Annotated in this window: 13 protein-coding genes; 7 read left to right on the top strand and 6 right to left on the bottom strand. The window is 36.9% G+C overall.

Going from position 1 to position 21,074, the window contains the following annotated elements; genetic code table 11:
* Positions 1 to 160 precede the first annotated feature (160 nt).
* From I6F54_RS16835 to I6F54_RS16815, 5 genes are all read right to left on the bottom strand, one after another.
* Complete coding sequence (locus I6F54_RS16835) at positions 161 to 2,977, bottom strand: TonB-dependent receptor domain-containing protein (protein WP_165741699.1); 2,817 nt, start codon at positions 2,975 to 2,977, stop codon at positions 161 to 163.
* A gap of 1,175 nt (positions 2,978 to 4,152) precedes the next feature.
* Positions 4,153 to 7,038 carry a TonB-dependent receptor plug domain-containing protein gene (locus I6F54_RS16830; protein ID WP_197142410.1) on the bottom strand — a complete coding sequence of 962 codons (2,886 nt, stop codon included), beginning with the start codon at positions 7,036 to 7,038 and terminating at the stop codon, positions 4,153 to 4,155.
* 1,683 nt (positions 7,039 to 8,721) lie between these two features.
* The gene (locus I6F54_RS16825) at positions 8,722 to 8,964 is read right to left on the bottom strand and encodes a hypothetical protein (RefSeq protein WP_024593662.1); all 243 of its coding nucleotides are present in this window, start codon (positions 8,962 to 8,964) and stop codon (positions 8,722 to 8,724) included.
* A 67-nt stretch (positions 8,965 to 9,031) separates the two neighbouring features.
* A complete protein-coding gene (locus I6F54_RS16820; RefSeq protein WP_007584034.1) occupies positions 9,032 to 11,920 on the bottom strand; it encodes a TonB-dependent receptor plug domain-containing protein in 2,889 nt (962 codons plus the stop codon).
* A 241-nt stretch (positions 11,921 to 12,161) separates the two neighbouring features.
* Entirely contained in the window at positions 12,162 to 14,504 is a 2,343-nt protein-coding gene (locus I6F54_RS16815) for a DNA polymerase II (RefSeq protein WP_197142409.1), read from the bottom strand.
* Between the two features lie 194 nt (positions 14,505 to 14,698).
* Between I6F54_RS16815 and dinG the strand changes: the two genes are divergently transcribed.
* Genes dinG through I6F54_RS16785 form a run of 6 tightly spaced genes read left to right on the top strand, consistent with a single transcriptional unit; the run spans position 14,699 to position 19,536 of the window.
* Positions 14,699 to 16,774 (top strand): ATP-dependent DNA helicase DinG, encoded by a 2,076-nt coding sequence (dinG, locus tag I6F54_RS16810; protein ID WP_165725432.1) that lies wholly within the window; start codon positions 14,699 to 14,701, stop codon positions 16,772 to 16,774.
* A complete protein-coding gene (locus tag I6F54_RS16805; RefSeq protein ID WP_010553699.1) occupies positions 16,774 to 17,550 on the top strand; it encodes a sulfite exporter TauE/SafE family protein in 777 nt (258 codons plus the stop codon). The genes dinG and I6F54_RS16805 overlap by 1 nt, the downstream gene beginning before the upstream one ends.
* A gap of 1 nt (position 17,551) precedes the next feature.
* Positions 17,552 to 18,160: a primosomal replication protein gene (locus I6F54_RS16800; protein ID WP_165735671.1), complete on the top strand. Its 609-nt coding sequence runs from the start codon at positions 17,552 to 17,554 to the stop codon at positions 18,158 to 18,160.
* 13 nt (positions 18,161 to 18,173) lie between these two features.
* Positions 18,174 to 19,067 (top strand): histone deacetylase family protein, encoded by an 894-nt coding sequence (locus I6F54_RS16795; RefSeq protein ID WP_197142408.1) that lies wholly within the window; start codon positions 18,174 to 18,176, stop codon positions 19,065 to 19,067.
* A 51-nt stretch (positions 19,068 to 19,118) separates the two neighbouring features.
* Positions 19,119 to 19,400, top strand: a complete 282-nt coding sequence (locus I6F54_RS16790; protein ID WP_024590772.1) for a late competence development ComFB family protein — start codon at positions 19,119 to 19,121, stop codon at positions 19,398 to 19,400.
* Positions 19,384 to 19,536 carry a DUF2496 domain-containing protein gene (locus I6F54_RS16785; RefSeq protein WP_007584045.1) on the top strand — a complete coding sequence of 51 codons (153 nt, stop codon included), beginning with the start codon at positions 19,384 to 19,386 and terminating at the stop codon, positions 19,534 to 19,536. Before I6F54_RS16790 ends, I6F54_RS16785 begins: the two co-directional genes overlap by 17 nt.
* 2 nt (positions 19,537 to 19,538) lie before the next feature.
* Here I6F54_RS16785 and I6F54_RS16780 read toward each other — a convergent pair whose 3' ends face one another.
* The gene (locus tag I6F54_RS16780; protein ID WP_197142407.1) at positions 19,539 to 20,060 is read right to left on the bottom strand and encodes a sel1 repeat family protein; all 522 of its coding nucleotides are present in this window, start codon (positions 20,058 to 20,060) and stop codon (positions 19,539 to 19,541) included.
* Between the two features lie 105 nt (positions 20,061 to 20,165).
* Between I6F54_RS16780 and I6F54_RS16775 the strand changes: the two genes are divergently transcribed.
* Positions 20,166 to 21,050: a DMT family transporter gene (locus I6F54_RS16775; RefSeq protein WP_197142406.1), complete on the top strand. Its 885-nt coding sequence runs from the start codon at positions 20,166 to 20,168 to the stop codon at positions 21,048 to 21,050.
* The last annotated feature ends 24 nt before the right edge of the window (positions 21,051 to 21,074 follow it).

Here is a 21,074-nt window from a genome sequence, read left to right as displayed (position 1 = left end):
TCGCTAAATTGTGTGATTAGATTTATTTAAATATTCTTTTTTAGTATAAGGGTATTTTTCAAAAATAACTACGACACATAATTTATTAATGTATATAAAATTTATTTATAAAAAAACCGCGATTAAAATCGCGGCTTTTATCATTTTATATAAATAATAATTAGAACTTAGTAGTAAAGCTTAACTGGAAATAACGACCAGTAACATCATAAGCTTCACCAACAGTGTTTATACCTGATGCTCCACTTACAGAACTTTGGTTTGCTACAGGAGGTTGCTTATCAAAAACATTTCGAACTGACAAAGTAACGTCTGTTCCATCAGTGATGTTATAAGTACCTGATAGATCATGATAAATAACAGTCGGGAAGCGATTAAACTTTTCTAAAGGAGCACCAGTTGAGAAATTTTGGTTTCCTTCAATATTACTATCATTTGAACTTGCCCAGTACTTCATGCGCCATGATACTGCAAAGTCATCAACTGCATAGCCTAAATTTAAATTTGCACGATTAGTAGGAGTTAATACTTCACCTCTGTAATCTATCTCTTCACCAGATTCAATTGATGTTTCAGCATACTCATACAAATGATTCCAAATCAAGTCAGCTGATAATTGCCCGTAAGCAAATTCTTGTTTATAGCTTAATTCAATATCCAAGCCTTTTGTGCTTAAATCATTTTCATTGCTAGTACCAGAGCTAACTTCTGTCAAAGCACCTCTTGTATCACGTATTGCCCCACCACATGTCGCATCAAAGTCTGATGGATTAACACCGTAGCATCGGTTTAATACCGTTGTTCTAGCAGTGGTAGCAATAGCGTTATCTACAGCAATATCGTAGTAGTCAAGCGTTAATGAAAATTCATCAGTCACTTGCCAAATAGCGCCAACACTAAATGAATCAGATGTTTCTTCTTTTACATCTTCATTACCACCAACATAACCGCCAGTGCTTTGACGTTCAATAGTTGTTAAATTGAATGCGCCTTCAGTAGCAACTCGATTAGCCACTTCAGCGATAGAAAGACAGTTAGCCGCTACATTTCCGGTAGATGATGCAGTAATTGCATCACATGGATCTGCAACACCTGAAAATGTTTCACCTCTACCACCGAATAAATCAGCAATATTTGGAGTTCTAATAGCTCGCGCTGCTGATGCTCTTAATTTTACTGTATCTGTAGGAGAGTATTGTACACCTGCATTCCATGTTGTTTGTCCACCAACAATTTCATGATCTGAATAGCGAGCGGCTAAATCTAGTTCAACATTTTCGAGAACTGGTAATACAGTTTCAACAAAAACATCGTTAGTGTAGAAGCTACCATTCGTAGGCTCAGATTTATTTGTACTTGAAGCACCAGTTTGCGCTAAATCACCTGGAGAGTATGAACCTTTTTCAAGACGATGTTCTGCACCAACTGCTAGACCAACCATACCACCTTCTAGCTCAATTGGTAATTCACCTGAAAGGGTTGTTGAAAATATAAATTGCTCAACTTGACCTTGAGATTTTGCAGGTGATCTTACATATGCAACAGCTTCATCAGACAAAGTTCCTGCACCGAACAAATCTAAAGGCACACATCCTTGAAGTACTGCTAAATCATTAGAACATTGGACGTTACCTTCTGCGTTAGTGTATACATCTAATGCATTTGCAGCACGTTCAACATTTATTTGACCACCATTTTCTTGGCGCTGGTCAGTTTTACCCCATGAAATATAAGAGTTTAAAAGCCAGTTGTCATTAATTTCCCAATCTATACCTGTCGCAATACGGATAGTATCACGCTCTAAATCTGTTGAACGAGCACCAAACTCAACCATACGGCGAACTAACGTTGGAATATTATTATCCATTGTTAAATCGGGATTATCAGACATTAAATTTTGGCGTAAAAGGTCTGGAACTAAAGGGCTTCCCAGTTTAATCCCACCAACGCCACCACGTGAAGGTAGATATACATCATCCGTAGTAAAAGGAGTTGGTTCAATAGTCGAGTTGTATGTTTTAGATGAATTCCAGTTTACTTCCGTGAAAGAGTGAACACTATCTGAAATATCTTGTTTAAAATTAACTGCTGCGTATTTACGCTCAAGCGGAGTAACTAACTGTCGGTAAGAAGCACGATTGAATGAATTCTCATCACCTACATAAGGTGTCCCATCTGCATTGTATGCGCCAACACGGCCTTGAGGCGGATATGAAGAATTCTGAATACCAACATATTCACCACCCTCATCATTCAAAAATATAGCTTCATCATATCTTGAGAAGTCTCGATCGGATGACTTCAGACCTTTATCATCATCATATCCAGCAGCAATTGTTACACTACCTGAATCCCAACTATTACCAGCAGTAAGGTTTAAAGAATATTTTTCGCGATCAGACTCATCTGAAACACCTGTTTGAGCGTTAACTTCAACACCTTCAAAATCGCTTCGCGTAATAATGTTCACAACACCAGCAACAGCATCTGAACCATAAATCGCTGAAGAAGCACTTTTAAGAATATCAATACGTTCAATCATTGATGCTGGTATTGCATTTAAGTCAACCGCATAACCACTTGATGGAGAAACGCCTGATACAAAGCGACGACCATTCACTAATACTAATGTTCTTGAAGAACCTAAGTTACGTAAAGATGTAGTGTTAAGACCAACGCCTGTAGTACCAAATGCACTATTTGATTGGTTTGAACCAGCAATAGTGACCGGGGATTGATTCAAAACATCAGCTACATTCAATGCGCCCATTTGAATAATATCACTTCGGCCAATTGATGTGATTGGCACGGTTGTTTCAATATCAGTGCGCTTTATGCGTGAACCCGTTACTTGAATACGCTCTACTTTTTCAACACCTTCGTTTGCAGCGATTGTGTTCATAGAAAAAACAGCTGTAGATGCTGCACCAAAAGCAATCGCTAAGCGAACAGCTTTTGAAACTTGATTATTTAACATTGGATTCTCCCTAGAATACTATTTTAATTGTTTTGCCTTCAAAAACGGTCTGTAATCAATCACAGTACCTATTTTGATTCGAATAGTAGTCCTAACTTATGCAAAAGGTCAACACTTGGCTAACCAAATAAAACTCTTTATTTACAAAGCTTTAAAGTAACAAAAAACAAACACAATGCTCTTTTTGCATTATTGCATTATTGCAAAAACTTGATTTAGAATAAGTGCTATTTACTGAAGAAATCATATCTAAGTCTCGCCTCAAACAAGTTACTTACTTCCTTATTGTGGCGAATTATGTAGGTGTAAAAGCATGCAAAAAATAAATTACCTACATAAAATTAACAAAAATGATTGAGACAACTATAGCTATTCAACTATCTGAAAAAGTACTACTTGGCCTTTCTAAAAAAGAAAAAATCCATAAAGCTATATGTTCATTGATTTCAAAAATCGCACACCGATGGCAGGCTAACTAAAATAGCTGAGTCACTTTTTGTAGTAATTACTATTAAATATGTATAAATGCTTAGTCTGTATTTCAGAAAGTCGGCGAGGTAGGAGTGTTAATAACTCCTTATATAGATAAAGACGCTATGCGAGTGACGCAAGCTTAATACTGAAACGAAAAAATGAAAGAGCTGCTGTTATGCGTGATGTAATGTGATGCTGCTGATAGCTTTAAAACTCAAAGATATTAAAGCACCACCCTATTCATCAGATTAGAATATAATAAATTTAGAATAGGCTTTTAAAGGATACGAAGACGTTGTTAACGTAGCTTTGAAGTACGTAACCTCTTTATCAAAAAAAGTAATTGGCGTATCAGATATGATCAAGGTTGAGGCCTGTACTACCCAAGAATATATCCAATCACCACATTTTCAGCTTAAGTAATGAAAGATAATCTTTTGTTGGTATCCACTATGTTTTTAAACTTCTGAAGAACCGCTAAGTAAATCCAACAATTTCCAGTCTAAAGAAACGTAATATCAACTAGATGTAAAAATTTTTGCCTAGTTATAGCGAAATTTACTTATCGTTAAATAAACCCCATATATAAGCCGGTTCGTATAAAAACATATTAGGGCAAGTAAAACATAAAAAAGCCTACTGAAATTTCAGTAGGCTTTAATATTAAACACTTTCGTTTATAAACTTATTTACTAAAGATATTAGAAACGTAAGTTTAGTCCTAAGTTGAAACGTCTGCCGTATACGTCGAAAAACTCACCATCATCGTATGTGCCAGGGTTTCTAGGAGGTGTAATATCAAATAAGTTTGAAACACCTAATCTTACTTCAAGCATTTCGCTAACAGTATAACGACCATTTATTGACCATTCTGTATAAGAAGGAACATCATTATAGTTGTTATTTTCAGCAGTCCACTCTCTGTCTAATACTGTTGAATGACGGTATTTACCAATCATACCTACGTATAAATCATCGTAAGTATAGCCTACCGTTAGGTTACCCTGCCAACGAGGGTATCTTACTTCACCAACTGTAGGTGTTGGTTCATAGCCTTCGCTAGAAACATCTGTATTAAACTCTCTATGCTCAAGGTAACTTGCTAGTAAACGGAAGTTAAATGAACCGTAGCTCGTTTCATACTTGTATGTACCTTCTAAATCAACACCCTTAAGAGAGTAAGATGCTAAGTTATATGGTCCATTACGAACCTCAGAAATATCAAGAGTCGTAGGATCACGGTCAACTAAGTCACAAGCACTATTATCTAAACTAGACGCTTCGTAACAATCATCAATAACACGCTGTGCACCTAAAGAGTTAATTGCATCTTCAACGTCAAAACTCCAATAATCTGCAATTAACGTGATATTTTCAGTTGGGGTATAAATTACACCAAATAATGTATCGTCAGACGTTTCTTCTTGAAGGTTTGCATTACCTGAATTCACACTTGGCGGAGTAACACTACGCCAATCATCAGATGGTCTCCAATCTCCAACTGTAGTACCTGGATTTGGAATGCCTGCAGCTTGACAGTTAGCAATTAAGTTTGCTTTTTTGCTATCACTCGCTGTAGATATATTAGTTTGGTCACATGGATCGCCATAAGACGCGAATGACTGAGTACCAGCAGAATAAAGTTGAGATAATGATGGAGCACGAACCGACTTAGACTTTGTACCACGGAAACGAAGTTCATCGTTCATTGCATAGTTAAAGCCTACCTTCCAAGCTACATTATCGCCCACTGAAGAGTAATCCATGTAACGAGCGGCTAACTCAAGGCTTAATGAATCAACAAATGGTGCATCCACTAATAATGGTACTGACATTTCAACACCAATTTCATCAACTGTAAATTCACCATCCCATGCTTTTACAAAGTTACCAAACACTAGATTATTCTGCATTGCTGCACCAGGTTCATTAGAACCAGTTTCTTTACGATGCTCAGCACTTAAAGCAAAAGAAACACCACCGGCAGGCATATCAAAAGCATAACCTGAAATAACACCACCAATAACTTGCTGCTGTTTAACTTTAGAAATTGATGCTGAGGTAGTAACGTAATCTAAAGCTTCTTGAGATGCACCATTAAGACCGAACAGGCTCAATGCCTGACAACCATCTAACGCACCAACTAAAGAACCATCTGAATCACGGTCTGCACAACGAATTGCTCCGTCAATTTCTACCGCGTCAATAGCCTTGTTAAAGTTCTCAGTAAGGAATTCACCGTTCCATGTAGTGTCGTTTTTATTGCGACCGTAACTAAAATATACTTCGTAATCGAACTCTTCTAGTAATAACCCTTGGAAAGAAAGAGTTGTATTAAGTGTTGTACGATCATCTTCATAGGTACGATTACCGAAACCCGAAGCTAGCTTATAAATTGTAACTGAATCTCTACTAGCTTCATCTAGTTGTGCTTTAGCAGCTGGGTCTAAAAATGCATTATCTGAACGAATCGATTCAGCAAGGAAAATTGGGCTACTTTCTGCATAAGCACTTGCTTTTGAAAAAGAAACTTCAAAATTCATTGAATGATCGTCAGCATAATTATTTACAATGTTTGTAAAAACATTAAAACGATTAAGTGGTGTTGCAAGATCTTGATGTTCAATAAATTTGTAACCATTAGAGAAGCCGTCACCAAAATATCTAAGTTGATTATTCGGTGCAGGTCTTGTTACACCACCAACTGCAACGGGACTAAATTCACCATTATCACCAAATACAACATGGCCATCAGGTAAGAATGCATCACCTGCGCGATCGTAATAGCCTAGTGTTTGCAAACCGGCAAACTCACCTGTAGCTAAGATATTCTGTGGAATTCCATCTGTGTCAGAAACATTATCAGGGTTTAACATTCCAGAAACTGGGTTACGAAGAAAGTCACGGTCTTGAGCTTCAAGCTGTTCTGTTTCTGAGTAAGATAAGCTCGTAATAAAACTTATTTTGTCGCTTTCACCACCAAATGTGAATGAAAAAGACTCTTCTTCACCACCACTTTGTTCTGTAATAGATTTTTTGTAGTTGAAGTCCATAGTATCTTGAGACTTTTTCAAAATAATATTAACTACACCCGCAATTGCATCTGAACCGTAAACTGCTGACGCGCCGCCATGAACAATATCCATACGTTCAATCATTTCAGTCGGAATGCCGTTTAAATCTACCGCAGGATTATCTACAGAAGCACCTACGTATCGACGACCGTTTACAAGTACTAAAGTACGGCCTTCTCCAAGCTGACGAAGATCTGTAGTATTTATACCCGCACCAAAAATAGTGTTAGTAGTTGTTGTAGGTGCAGAGCCTACGCCAGATGAAGGCAGTTTTTGTAACAAATCTGATATGTTTGTGATGCCGGCATTAGACAGCTCTTCGCCGGTGATTGTAGTTACAGGAGTAGGTGAAACCTCTGAGAAGCGCTTAATACGTGAACCTGTAACTTCTATACGTTCTACTTTTTCAACGCCTTCTTCTGCCGCAATTGAATTTGCAGCGAAAACAGCCGTTGATGCTGTACCAAAAGCAATCGCTAAGCGAACTGCCTTTGAAATTTTATTGTTTAACATTTGATTCTCCCTAGAATACTATTTTATTATTTATGCTTAATTTTTAAAATTAATGCGCAATAAAGCCACTTAATAAGACTAAAAATGCCTATATGAAGGTACAGTAGGACTTTATTGTGTGACGGATGATAGTACTAGAGAAACAAAGAGGTCAACACATTATTAACTTTAAACCAGCAAAAATAACAAATGTATCTTTCACCATTACATTAAAACCAACAGTAAGCAGCTGATTTTATTGAAAAAGTAATATGTGTATATTTAAAGCTTATATCACCTTAAAATAAAACACTTTAATAACAATAACTTGAATGTTTGTAAAGATTTGTAACAAAGCATCATTAAAATATATAAAAACATTCATATTTAGTAGAAATATCTAAAGCTGCAGGTTTAAAAAAGTGTCTCTTTTATTTAAGGTGAAATAAAAAATAACCTTACTATCAATTAGATAACCTCACTTTTATACCTTAATAATAAGATGTATATGCGATTACTTTAGTCTTTTCGAGTATATGACTTATAGTATGCTTGTAAAATTTATTATAGGAATGGACCCAATTAATGTGTAAACATGCATAATTACTTACTCCTTCCTTATTTTGCAATCTGAGTTGTAAATTTTATGTTTTTTAACTTAGATATGTGGAAAAAACCTTTTGAAGTAATCACTTAAATTTTATCCTGATCTTTTTAGGATAGGCAGATTATAACCAAGCTACCTGTGTGGCTTTTATGTAAATACCTACTACTGCCTGCATTTAATTTGTTTGAAAAATTCAGTTTAGAACTATTGGTACACATGTCAGATTATAAGTTTGGTTATATTATTTTGTAATTTGGCCTACATCGTGTTTAACCTGATTTATTGAGCTAGCCAGCTGCAAATCATAAATAAACTTTCTTTGATATGTCGTAAAAATGTTCATTATCATTTTTATACTCGAAAAGAGCATCGACTGATGAGTGTTTGTTTAATGAGAGGAAATTATGAACTCAATTGTGAAGGTAGTGCTTGAACATTTGGTTATTAACTGGCCAATATTATTCCTTAATACTTGTTCTAATGATATTAAAACCATCTCTTTATTTACTAATTTGATAACATTCATCTGAGTATCACATTAACCGGTAAATCAAAGTTAAAACATCCAAAATCATCAGATAAGCTACATGTATCTGATAAGGCCTTAACTGTTAATATTGAATGTACTTAAGAAGAGTTATCCCCTATTAAGTGTAATGCGGGATATCCTCTATATTCATATTTACAGATACTTTTGCCGGGAGCCTCTACAATGATTATCGCTAGAAATAGAACAACTATAGTTTATAGTTACTCAAAATAAATAAGCTATAAATTATAAATAACGACAAACACTTAAAAACTTATTGCCATTAAAATCAACTACTTAAATTCACTAAGAGATAAATCATATATAATGCTTTTGTAAAACATACGTTATTGAAATACGAGAAAACACCAACTAAATACAAAGTTACCACGTTAACAAGGTTTGGCAGATAGTCGAAATTCAATGAAATAATGTAGCCTGGAGGAGGGGTAAGTTTAATAGCAAATAGTTTACTTAATATAGATAACCTGTCCGCATTATTATTAGTACTAACACATCAAGATTTCAAAAATAAGTTAAAGTATTGCAATTAAACTTAGTAGTAAAATTAGTTCCTATCTTGGTAAATATTTCCTCTTTTGTTAATTTCTCTCATTGCCTCTTGGTTTTTTTTGCGTCTTTCTTCTGCCAACTCTTTTGACATGCATGTACGCTTTTTAATATTACTACCTGTCACCGCTATTTTTTCGCATACCATATTTTCATTACTGCTTAGAGAGTCTTCACTCAGTGAACTACAACCAGATAGAAATAGTAAACTTGAAATGATTATTACGATTAGCTTTTTCATTTTATTCCCTTAAAGTAAAAGCGCTAATATTATAAATATTAGCGCTTTATTATTGTTTTTCTGAACTCTAGAACTTAGCGTTAAGAGTCAAGAATATATGACGACCAGTTGTATTGTAAGTACGAGGGTCTGTATTATCGTTAAACCCTGTTGCTGCATACGGAGGATCTTCATCAAATACGTTATTAATACCAACAGTAGCTGTGTAGTTATCAAGGAAGTAACTAAAGCGAACATTGTGTATTACTTGTGAGTCAACGGTTCTAATAACATCATAAGAATCAAGAGTACCACCGATATTAACGGCTTCAGTTCTAAATGAAGAGTTAACATCAGCTAAATCATCAGGGTCAATATTTGTAAAGTTTTCTTCAACTTCACCAATGTAACGCAATGCATAAGTTGCAGACCAATTCTCTTGAGCTAACGATACATTGAAGTTAGTTTTCCACTCAGGGAAGTTACCATCACCACTATTTCGGCGGTAGTAGCCAGCATTTTGAAGTGTTGAACCGTCGGCTTGAGTTATTGTGTAGTCGTCATAGTAAGTTGCATCTAAGCTTGCTGATAATGAACCAATTGACGTATCAGTTGTATAAGCAACATTAAAGTCGTAACCAGATGACTCTACACCACCAACATTTATGTTTCTGTTATCAATGTCACTTGAGTTACCAGCTAAAATACCTGATGTATAACGAGTTATTTGATCACAGTATGTACCGCTTTCAGCACACTTGTTTAAAATTAACTGCTCGCCTACAGAGCTAATTGCATTTTCCAGCTCGATATCCCAGTAATCGATTGTGAAAGATAAACCATCAACAAACTCAGGGCTATAAACTACACCAACTGTAAATATATCAGCTTCTTCTGGTTGCAACTCTGGGTTACCACCAAGAGTAGAAGATAATTGGTCACCAATAGGTTCAAAACCAGCTGCTGGTACGCCGTCAGCTATACAGAATGATGTAGGGTTAGTAGCACACGGGTCCGAAACTTCAGGGCTATTATCTGATGCGCCAGAGAATAAATCAGAAGTTGAAGGTGCTCTAAATGCAGTAGATGATGTTCCTCGGAACATAAGGCCGTCCATAGGAGACCATTTAATTCCTACTTTATGGTTTGTAGTATCGCCAAAAGTATCATAATCAGAATAACGAATTGCTAAATCTAGCTCTAACACTTTTGCAAAAGGTGCGTCATATAATAGCGGTACATTAAACTCAGCATAAGCCTCATCTACAGTGTAGCTGCCTGATGTTTCTTGACGGCTAGATCCAGATGTAATTCCTAATGCTATTAGTGCATCAGGGAAATCACCACCTTTCTCTTCACGATGTTCTAGACCAAATGCCATACCTAAACTACCTGCTGGTAATTCAAATGCACTACCAAACACACTACCACTAATAATTTGCTGTTCGTTTGAACCAAAATCGTGAGCTTCAAACGAAATAAAATCTAACATTTCTTGAGTAACTTGAGTATCAGTTCCTGGGATACCAAATACATTTAATGATGTACAACCAGCGATAGGATCATCTACAGTTCCACATACAATGCTACCGTCAACGTCTTGGAATGAAGGACCTACGGCTTGTGAAACTTTTTCAAAGTTTACGCCACCAGCTCGTTTAGTTGTAGAATCACTTGAACCAAAGATGTATGAAACTTCATAACCCCAATCGTCATTGATATCGCCTTCAAAACCAACTACTGCGCGAACTGTATCTACGCGAAATTGAGTATCTCGACCACCAGTTTCAACCATACGACGGCGCCAATCAGAAATCTCAACTGAGTCACCATTTCTGTCTTTAGGACCAAATTGTTGGTTATAGTAGTTATCTGCAGAATAATTTGCATTTGTCACACCAAAGAACGCAAGTGGTGCTAGAGGTAATGGAGCAAGCTTAGTATCTGAAATACGGCGGTTTAAACTAACTTCTGAAAAGAAACGAACATGATCAGAAAACTCATAGTTACTCTGAACAAATACGCCATATCGCTCAGCCGGAGTTAAGTGAAAGTTTACAGGCGCAAAGTTGTAAGTATCTTTATCCCAATCCCAACAATCATAACCAGTTGGATTAGAAAAATCGCTTGGATCTGATTGACCAGGACCATTAGCTGCACCGTGAGTAAAAGAAGAACAATCTTCACCAGCTACTGAACCATCAATACCGTTGTAACGACCCCATGGTGGAGCTGAAGAACCACCTTTAGAAAGCTCACCTGTATGATCCATGTCTAAAGAAAATTTAGACCAGTCTCTATCACCAGAAGACTGAGAACCCTGCTGAACGTAATATGCACTAGCTACCACGCTGCCTTTATCGCTTGTTAAACCTACAGTAAAATCGTAGCTTTTAGTTTCGCCATCACCGCCATGTGTCGAAGCATCGTAACTTGCTGTAGCTTCAAAACCTTCAAAATCATCACGTGTAATAACGTTAACTACACCGCCAATAGCATCTGAACCGTAAATTGCAGAAGCACCGTCTTTTAGAATTTCAACTCGCTTGATAATTGCTGTAGGGATTGTACTTAAATCTACAGAAGAGTTTGCACCACTACCCGACGCAACCATTCTACGGCCGTTTAATAATACTAGCGTTCTTGAAGAACCCAAACCGCGTAAAGATACACGCACCGCGCCTGAGCCACCATTATTAACAGAAGCATTAGTACCCGCACCAGCAACTGAAGGAATTTCTTGAAGAATGTCACCTACGTTACCAATACCTGAAGCAATTAGGTCATCGCGTGTTAATATTTGTACTGGATTCGCACCTTCCATATCAGTTCTTTTGATACGTGAACCAGTTACTTCAATTCTTTCTACTTTATCGGCGCCTTCGGCTGCCATTGTATTACCTGAAAATACAGCTGTTGAAGCTGCACCAAATGCAAGTGCGACACGCACTGCTTTAGCTACTTGATTGTTTAACATTTGATTCTCCCTGGTGTCACTACTTTATAGTAGTAATCATTATTTAATTATTTTAGCTACATAATATTAACAGTAACTAAAGCAAATAATAAACAAAAACCATCAAAAAGCCAACAAAAAGTTAACAAACCTTTGCAGAAAAAGAAATATTTGCGAATATAATAATTAAAATCGCAATAAACTAGAATAAATAAGATGTGGACAGGATGAAAACACAGATATGTTGCTATTTATGGTGTTATTAAAAAAGTTTCTCTTGTAAATTTAACCCAAAATAAACACTTGAGTGCGAAACAAGATCAACCATTTCAATTAACGGTACAATCTGTTTTTCTACATAAGTTGCATAGTCATAGCTATGAAAGCCTTGATATAGTTCAACTCCAGCAGTTGTGTAAACAAATGTAACAAATTCACCCCTATTGACCGTAAATTCGCTATTTTTTTTCTGGTGTTTCTTAACTGCCTGAATATGAGGAGGGATATTCTTTTTATAATCGATTAAGTTTTGACCTAATCTCTTTTTAAATATGAGTAAATCATCAAACTCACCTTTAAATAGCTTTGTTGTATAGTCTTTTACAAGGTCATTTATGTTTAAATTTCCATCAAAAAGACTAGTAAATAGATCGAACTGAAATTGTTGAGCAAGTTTTGTCCAATCACTTCTTACTGTTTCTAATCCTTTAAATACTAGTTTTGATTCGTTTGGTTTAATTAATTTACCGACATAGCGCTTTTTAGAGCCAACTAGCTTCCCCCTTATGGTTGGCAAAAAGAAAGGGCTATAAAGAGATTCAAATTCTATTTCTAAATGACTTGTTAAGTTGTGCGTTTGTTTAATCTCGTTAATCCAATCTGTAGTTATCTTTTTAGCTAAAAACACGCCAATTTCATTACACTCGTCGTGGCTTAAATCATCATCCAACTTAATAAATGTAGAATCGGTATCACCATAAATAACGCTATAACCAAGTTCCTCTATCCACCTTTTAGTTTGTAGCATTATTTCGTGCCCTCTTAACGTAATAGAGCTCGATAACCTAGGATCGTAAAACCGACATCCTTTTGAGCCTAGAACGCCATATAAACTATTCATTATTATTTTGATTGCTTGAGAGAGCATTTGGTCTTGGTTGTCTTTGGCAAGCTGCCTTTGAGACGCTAAGCTTTTAACGAGTAGAGGGAGATGGTGTTTGTCTCGCGAGAATACGGCTTCATTAAATCCCTGCACACTATGTTCAGGATTTTGCAGACCTTCTATTAGTCCGAGAGGATCAATGTAAAAAGTTTGCATAATACTGGGGTATAGGCTTTTAAAGTCTAAAACAATGACATTTTTATAAAGGCCAGGAATAGACTCCATTACATAACCACCAGGGCTTTCAAATGTAAGCCCATGATCGCCCATATTTGGGGCAACATAGCCACTGCGATGCAGTAATGGTAAATACATATTAATAAAAGCAGCAACAGAGCCGCCCTTTTTTTCAAGCTCTAATCCCGTAAGCTTTGTTCTTACAATAGAAAAATCGAGTAGCTTTAACTTATCAAAAATTTTATTTACCAAAATACAATCTTGTCGATTATATTTTGCTAAAGAAAGTTTATCTTCATTAAATTGCCTAATAATTTCCTGCAGACTATTACCCGAATTGATTAATTTAGACTCGCCCAACACTTGATTTGAAACATTAGCTAAAGAAAAGCTCTCAAAGCTATATGTGCCATTTTTTAAAGTGTCTATTCCATCAACCACACATCGGCCAGGGATCGATACCCGAGTCAAGTGTCCTTTGCGAACATATAAAGGTTGATCTCCTCTACCCAGTAATAACTTAATCCCGAGTGCTTCAGCTCTTTCATGAATAACAGCAAAGTCGAACTCAATTACATTCCAGCCAATTATTACATCAGGATCGCTAAACTTAATAAAATGCTCTAATCCCTTTAACAGCTCGGCCTCATCTACACACCAAATAATATCAAACTCTAGGTTGGTAGCCTCTCTTTCTGGCTCGCCAATCATTAAAACACAGTCTAAATTACAGCCCACGAGTCCAACAGAAAACAAAACGCCACTTTCGTTACATTCAATATCTAACGAGAGCTTATTAAGGGTTGGAGAATATTCTTCATTCGCTTTTAATTTAGCGTCAGTTATTAATGTATAGCCGTCTTGTTTAAAAACATTACCCGTTATCCACGCTCCACCTTTTATAAAGCGTTCCATTAAATAACGCTCTATTGGTCGAATATCTTCTTCAAATACTACAACTCCACGTTGCTTTAAAGCTTTAGCAGCAGAATAAAAGTGTTTAAGTGATTTGAAGTAACAGGCAGACATATCTTCTTGCTGGAAGTTTTTTAGCTCAAGACTTTTAATACTAAAGTTAAGTGATTCAGCTACTAATATCTCATTCGCTATTTCAGCATCTTTGCTTTTGATAAAAAACAGGGCACTCTCATTAGCCGATACCGTTTTTATAGGCCCTCTATCACTACAAAACCACGCTTCGTAGCATATGCCGTTTGCAGTATCATAAGCATGAGAAGAAACAATAAAACCGGCTGTTAAGTACACTATTACTAAACCTTATACATATATATGTAAGTTTTTACTTAATTCAAAATGCTTTAAAGCTATAAACTCAACCTAAATAAACACTCAGACACTTTATTTTGCTAAATTAATTTCATCACTTCTTGTAGTTACACTCTTATAACTCTAAAATCCATAGCACTGTAATTATATACATACTTTAGGTAAATCATCCCATGCTTTCTGACTCACTAAAAAAAACAATTAGGCAAGTACACCAGCATGTGGCTAGCAACCTAAACGATTATCGCCCTCGTAGCAGTCAAAATTACCTTGTAGCCGAAATAGCAAAAACGCTTGCTGGCGAATACCATAAAAAGCAGCGCATTTGCGTAATTGAAGCAGGCACCGGTACAGGTAAGTCTCTTGCCTATTGTTTAGGCGCATTACCGCTTGCCTTAGCGCAAAAAAAGAAGCTAGTTATTTCTACCGCAACGGTTGCACTGCAAGAACAATTAATAGCAAAAGAACTCCCATTTTTTAAAAAGCATTCAGGCCTCGACTTTAAATTTGATTTAGTAAAAGGTCGCCATCGTTATATTTGTGCCCACAAATTACATAATGCTGTAAACGGCGATAGCCAAACACAAATGGACTTTATGCCAACGCTTACTTCACCATTGAGCGCAATGGAAACCAAGTGTTTGAATGAGCTATATAACGCCTATGTGAATAAAAAATGGCAAGGCGATAGAGACAGTTGGGCCGATACTGTACCCGATAGAGTGTGGAACTTAATAGCGTGCGATAAACATTCATGCCAACGCCAAATGAAGGCCCATCAAACGTGTCCGTTTCAGCTTGCTCGTAATCAATTAATGCAAATGGATGTACTGGTAATTAATCACTCTTTATTACTTGCCGATTTAGACCTAGGCGGTGGTAAAATTTTACCAGAGCCCGACAACACCATTTACGTTATTGATGAAGCGCATCATTTAGCACATATAACACGCGATTTTTCATCGGCCGCAGCAACAATCAAAGGCACGATAGAATGGCTTGATAAGCTCACCAAGTTTAGCGGGAAAATGGCGAAGGTTTTAGTGGGGCAAAGAGCTATTGGGCAAAACTTTAAACTTTGCGACAGCATTAATGACGCGAATAAAGATTTAAAAGTAGTTCGCGATATTCTTGATAATGCCGACTTTGAATACTCAAAAGACGATACTTATCGCTTTGAACACGGTGAAATTCCAGAGTCACTGCACAGTAAAGCAAAAGACATAAGCGAAGCCACGCAAGATGCGCTGCGCTGTTTAAACAAAATGCACGACACCCTTACCCAAGATGTAAGTGATGGCGACATAAAACCTTACGTTGCCGACCCAATACTAGGCGAAAGCGGTCAATACATAAACCGGTTAGAGCAACTAAACAAACTATGGTTTAGTTACGCAAAAAAAGGCGAAGGTGCTCCTCATGCACGGTGGATAAAACGCCTTGAATACAAAAGCCATCACGACCACTTATTAAGCGACTGCCCTATCGAGGTCGGTTATTACTTAAAAGATAAATTGTGGCGAGAATGCGCGGGCGCTGTTTTGTGCTCTGCTACATTAAGTGCACTGGGCTCGTTCGATCACTTTGCTTACGAAACAGGACTTGCTAAAGAAGAAGGCGTTAAATTTATTAAAGTACCTTCTCCTTTTGATTACCCAAAACAAGCCACTTTACGTATTCCGGTATCTAAAGTAGAACCAACCGATAAAGACTTTAGTGATCACCTAGCTAAAACATTACCAGAGTACCTAAATGATAAAAAAGCGAACCTTGTACTATTCGCTTCTTATTGGCAAATGGACCACGTAACAAAGTTTCTTAGAACAAAAGGTTTTAACTTATTAGTACAAGGTGAAATGTCGCGAGAAGCGTTGCTTAAATTACACACCAAAAATGTAGACGAAGGCAAAGGCAGTATTTTATTTGGAACACAAAGCCTTTCGGAAGGCCTTGATTTACCTGGTAAATATTTAGAGAACTTAATAATTACTAAAATTCCGTTTGCTGTACCTACTTCGCCGATAGAAGAAGCGCAAGCAGAATTTGTACAAAGCAAAGGCGGTAACCCGTTTTTAACGATTACCGTACCAGACGCCGCAAAGAAATTGGTACAAAGCTGTGGTAGACTGCTGCGAAAAGAGAGTGATGAAGGCTGTATTACTATTCTCGATAGACGCTTAGTTACTAAGCGATACGGTAAAGCCATGCTCGACACCCTACCACCTTTTAAAAGACAAATAGATTATTAATGTTTGAACTCGCACTCGATCCAACAACCTGGGCTGTTTTATGTGCTGTTGCACTTGCCGCAGGTTTTATAGACGCTATCGCCGGTGGCGGTGGTATGTTAACTGTGCCCGCTTTATTAACTGCAGGCTTACCTCCACATTTAACATTAGGCACCAATAAACTAGCAGCAAGTTTTGGCTCCTTAACAGCAAGCTATACCTATTATAAAAAGAACTTATTTAGTCCTAAGTTTTGGGCTGCCTCCGTAATTGCTACTGCAATAGGTGCATTGATAGGTACTGTTATTGTTGATCATTTAAGTATCGACTTTTTAAACAAACTACTCCCAATTATTATTATTTTAGTTGCCGCCTATAGCTTATTTGGTAATTTAAGCACCACAGAAGGCGATGAACTGCCTAAACTCAACAAAGCGATGAAAATAAAACAATGGCTACAGGGTTTAGCATTAGGCTTTTTTGATGGTTTAGCAGGCCCAGGTACAGGTACTTTTTGGACTGCTTCTAATGGCATGCTTTATAAAATGAACTTGCTACTCAATTGTGGTTTAGCGCGTTCAATGAACTTTGTTTCTAATTTTATATCGCTCATCACCTTTGTAGCACTCGGACATGTAAACTTTTTACTTGGCATAACAATGGGCTTTTTTATTATGCTAGGCGCATGGTTTGGAGCACATTCAGCAATACGTTTTGGTAGTAAATTTATTCGCCCTGTATTTAATACTATGGTTATACTTTTAGCATTAAAACTAATTTACGAGGCTTACTTTTAATATGCATTCAATGGCTTTAGATAAACTACGTCAACAAGTTGCAACGCTAAAACAACAAGCTGAGCAATTTGATAAAGCTAAACTTTTTTCTAAAAATCGTTACATGCAAGCGCAACCTAGCTTGTTTGACCGCGCAGTTTTTAGTACAAAAAGCATGAATCTAGTCGATTACGTAATAGAAATAGAAGACGAAGTGTCACGATTACCGCCAAGTGAGCATCGCCATGCTTATACCTACGCACTTGAACGCATTGGCGCACAAGTACAAGCCGTGTTTAATGTTATTAAATCAACGCCTATTTGGGTTAAAGAAAACAAAAGCCATTATAAACCTCGCCCTAAGCAAACTGTTTATAAGCATGCTGTACAAAAAATAATGCAATCATCGCACGAACTTTACGACGAATTAAAACAAAACCATGAGTTTGAACGTCGGTTAGTGCTCATGATTGAAGAGCGAAAAATGCAAATGGATAAAGCCTCGCCTGCTAAAGCACAAAAGCTTAACCTTGAAATATTAAGCACACATGCTCGATTGGGTCGCTGCAGAAAAGCAATTTCTGCCACTGAGGACAAAATACAACAAGTAGAAAAACAACAACTGCGTTAAGGCGCACTTTACTATGCAGCTTTATTATCATCCATTGTATTCAGACCTTATCCTTGCAGAACGTCATCGATTCCCTATTCAAAAGTATAAGTTACTTAAAACCGAAATAGAAAATCTAGGTGTTTCGGCGATTCACTTTCAAGAGCCTAAAAAAGTAACCGTATCTCAACTTGCGCTATGTCATAGCCAACGTTATATAGATGACTTTTTAAATGGAACACTAAGCGATAAAGCAATTAAAAAGATGGGATTTCCCTATTCGCAACAACTTGTAGAGCGTATTCTTTTATCTATTGGCGCGAGTATTCAAGCTGCTGAAGCGGCATTTAGTCACGATCTAACCTTCAACTTGAGCGGTGGTTATCATCATGCCTATAGCGATTTTGGCAGTGGCTTTTGTATTTTTAATGATTTAGCTATTGCAGCAGCACATTTAATAAATACAGAGCAAGCCGACACTGTTTTAATTTTTGATTGCGACGTACACCAAGGCGATGGCACAGCACAAATCACTCAAAACCATAACCAAATTATTACCTGCTCAATTCATTGTGAACAAAATTTTCCTCTTAATAAACAAGAGTCCACTTACGATTTTGCATTGCCCGCTAAAACAGCCGACGATGAGTACCTTGCTACATTAGAGCAAGCACTCGATTTTTGCGTGCGCATACATAACCCTGATATTATTTTGTATAATGCAGGCGCTGATATTTACACTAAAGACGAGTTAGGCTTGTTTAATATATCGCTCAATGGCGTATATGAGCGCGACTTGTTTGTTCTCAACTTCTGTAAGCAACATCAAATCCCACTAATGTGCGCTTTAGGTGGCGGTTATCAGCGTAATTTGAGTTCACTAATTAATGTTCATAAACAACTATTTAAAGCCGCTATCGATTTATAGTAAGCCTTAGTATAGACTCAGTTAAACGGATTATTTTAAAGCGGTGGGAATATGCGATTACACGAAGACATACACAACTATTACGAAAAGATTGTAGTTGAAGAAATCATCAAACTTAAACTTGATGAAAAATATGATGAAGATGTAATGGCTGACTTTTGTTGTACGGTACTAAATCAGCTCCCGCCACGATATATTCGCTACGATGTAGATATGGCGTTTTATTTACCGCAATCAGAACGCATACATATGGAACAACGTGTGCAAACAGCAATAAATGTCGCCATTAGCCAAATATCAAAAAAGAAAGAATTAAATGACAAGCCCACTTGATCAAGCCCCTACACATATTAAACTTGCAGTAGATTTAATTATGATACTAGAGCAGCACGATGTTGCTCCAGAAGAGGTCTTAAAAGCACTCGATATTGTAAAAAGCGACTTTGAAAAAAAGCTAGAAAAGCCATAACTCTATTCTATTATTTGTATGTCGTGCTCGGTAACGCTACCTTCGTGCTTAGTGCAATCAATTTTAACTTCACCAAATGTACGTCTAGGCGAAGTTGAACGACGACAGGTCATATTTTGTGCTTTAACGCCAAATTTCGTTATATACAACGCAACTGTTTCGTCTATTTGTTGTTTTTGCTGCGTAGTCGCTGCACTGTAAAATACATCGTATTGCGCAGACCAATTTTCAACCCCCGCTTCTCTTGCAACACCTAGCCAGCCCATCCCTAGTTTAGTAGATTGCTCCAAGTATTGGCCTTTCAAAAACATAAACGCCAACGTGTATTGTGCGCTTTTATAGCCTAGCCCAACAGGCTCTTTTAAATAATTGAAAGCGGCCTCAAACTGTCCTTTTCGATACGCTTTAATACCATTGTATTCATTCTTTTTCATGGTGGTATCACTGTAAAGGTTGATTGAGCTTGAATTACATCCACCCAAAAAAGTGATAAATACCGTAGAAACTACTGAGAACGTTTTCATTCTTATCCTTAATTTATTATTTTTATATGCCAGTTCCGAATATGGCTTACTCTTTTTATAAACCCTGTTATTCTAAAAACCAATCAGCATAATTAAAATACTATCATGACCTTAGCAAGCTTACTGCGATTATTTTTTCTGGCCGCTATTTGGGGCGCTTCTTTTTTATTTATACGAATGGCAGCAAACAGCTTGGGGCCTGCGGTATTAATTGAGCTTAGAGTAGGCTTTGCTGCAGTTACTTTATTTATTGTTGCTTTGTATTTAAAACGCCGCTTAGCGTTTGTCCAACATAAAAAACACTTTTTTATTATAGGCGCGTTTAACTCTGCTCTTCCGTTTTTATTTTTTGCTTACGCAGCCCAAACTATTAGCGCATCCACACTCTCAATTTTAAATTCTACAACACCAATATGGGGTGTTGTCGTTGGAATTTTATGGACGAAAACAAAGCCCAATAAAAGTATGGTGCTTGGTTTACTACTTGGCTTAATAGGCGTTGCAATACTCGTTGGGCAAAATCATTTTGTATTAAATAGCCAATCAATCATAGCCATAATAGCGGCATTAAGCGCTTCACTTTGCTATGCCATTGCATCGCATTACACTAAAAATGCGCCTAAACTGGCCCCATTCGATAACGCCCATGGCTCAATGTGGGCTTCGAGCTTTATGGTATTACCGCTTATCTTATTTATGCCAATACGAGAAATACCAAGCACCAACATTATGCTAGGTGTATTAGTACTGGGCGTAGTATGTACCGCCCTTGCTTATATTTTATTTTTTAAATTAATCGACGATATTGGCCCAACCTCAGCACTCACGACTACATTTTTAATTCCATTATTTGGCATATTTTGGGGGCATTTATTTTTAGATGAGCAAATAGGGCCAAATACATTACTAGGCGCACTATTTGTAATTGTAGGCACAATGCTAGTTACTGGTTTTTTACCACGAAAAAAACACTTAGCTAAAACAAGCTAAGTGCTTTTAATTTATACTACCTCT

The sequence above is a fragment of the Pseudoalteromonas sp. SWXJZ10B genome (assembly GCF_015864475.1).
Taxonomy (GTDB): Bacteria; Pseudomonadota; Gammaproteobacteria; order Enterobacterales; family Alteromonadaceae; genus Pseudoalteromonas; species Pseudoalteromonas arctica.
This window is presented reverse-complemented; position numbering and strand designations above follow the sequence as displayed.

Bases quoted from the DNA above. Each gene is read 5' to 3' on its own strand.
- I6F54_RS16835 (WP_165741699.1), bottom strand. From the start codon at position 2,977: ATGTTAAATAATCAAGTTTCAAAAGCTGTTCGCTTAGCGATTGCTTTT.
- I6F54_RS16830 (WP_197142410.1), bottom strand. From the start codon at position 7,038: ATGTTAAACAATAAAATTTCAAAGGCAGTTCGCTTAGCGATTGCTTTT.
- I6F54_RS16825 (WP_024593662.1), bottom strand. From the start codon at position 8,964: ATGAAAAAGCTAATCGTAATAATCATTTCAAGTTTACTATTTCTATCT.
- I6F54_RS16820 (WP_007584034.1), bottom strand. From the start codon at position 11,920: ATGTTAAACAATCAAGTAGCTAAAGCAGTGCGTGTCGCACTTGCATTT.
- dinG (WP_165725432.1), top strand. From the start codon at position 14,699: ATGCTTTCTGACTCACTAAAAAAAACAATTAGGCAAGTACACCAGCAT.
- I6F54_RS16805 (WP_010553699.1), top strand. From the start codon at position 16,774: ATGTTTGAACTCGCACTCGATCCAACAACCTGGGCTGTTTTATGTGCT.
- I6F54_RS16800 (WP_165735671.1), top strand. From the start codon at position 17,552: ATGCATTCAATGGCTTTAGATAAACTACGTCAACAAGTTGCAACGCTA.
- I6F54_RS16795 (WP_197142408.1), top strand. From the start codon at position 18,174: ATGCAGCTTTATTATCATCCATTGTATTCAGACCTTATCCTTGCAGAA.
- I6F54_RS16790 (WP_024590772.1), top strand. From the start codon at position 19,119: ATGCGATTACACGAAGACATACACAACTATTACGAAAAGATTGTAGTT.
- I6F54_RS16785 (WP_007584045.1), top strand. From the start codon at position 19,384: ATGACAAGCCCACTTGATCAAGCCCCTACACATATTAAACTTGCAGTA.
- I6F54_RS16780 (WP_197142407.1), bottom strand. From the start codon at position 20,060: ATGAAAACGTTCTCAGTAGTTTCTACGGTATTTATCACTTTTTTGGGT.
- I6F54_RS16775 (WP_197142406.1), top strand. From the start codon at position 20,166: ATGACCTTAGCAAGCTTACTGCGATTATTTTTTCTGGCCGCTATTTGG.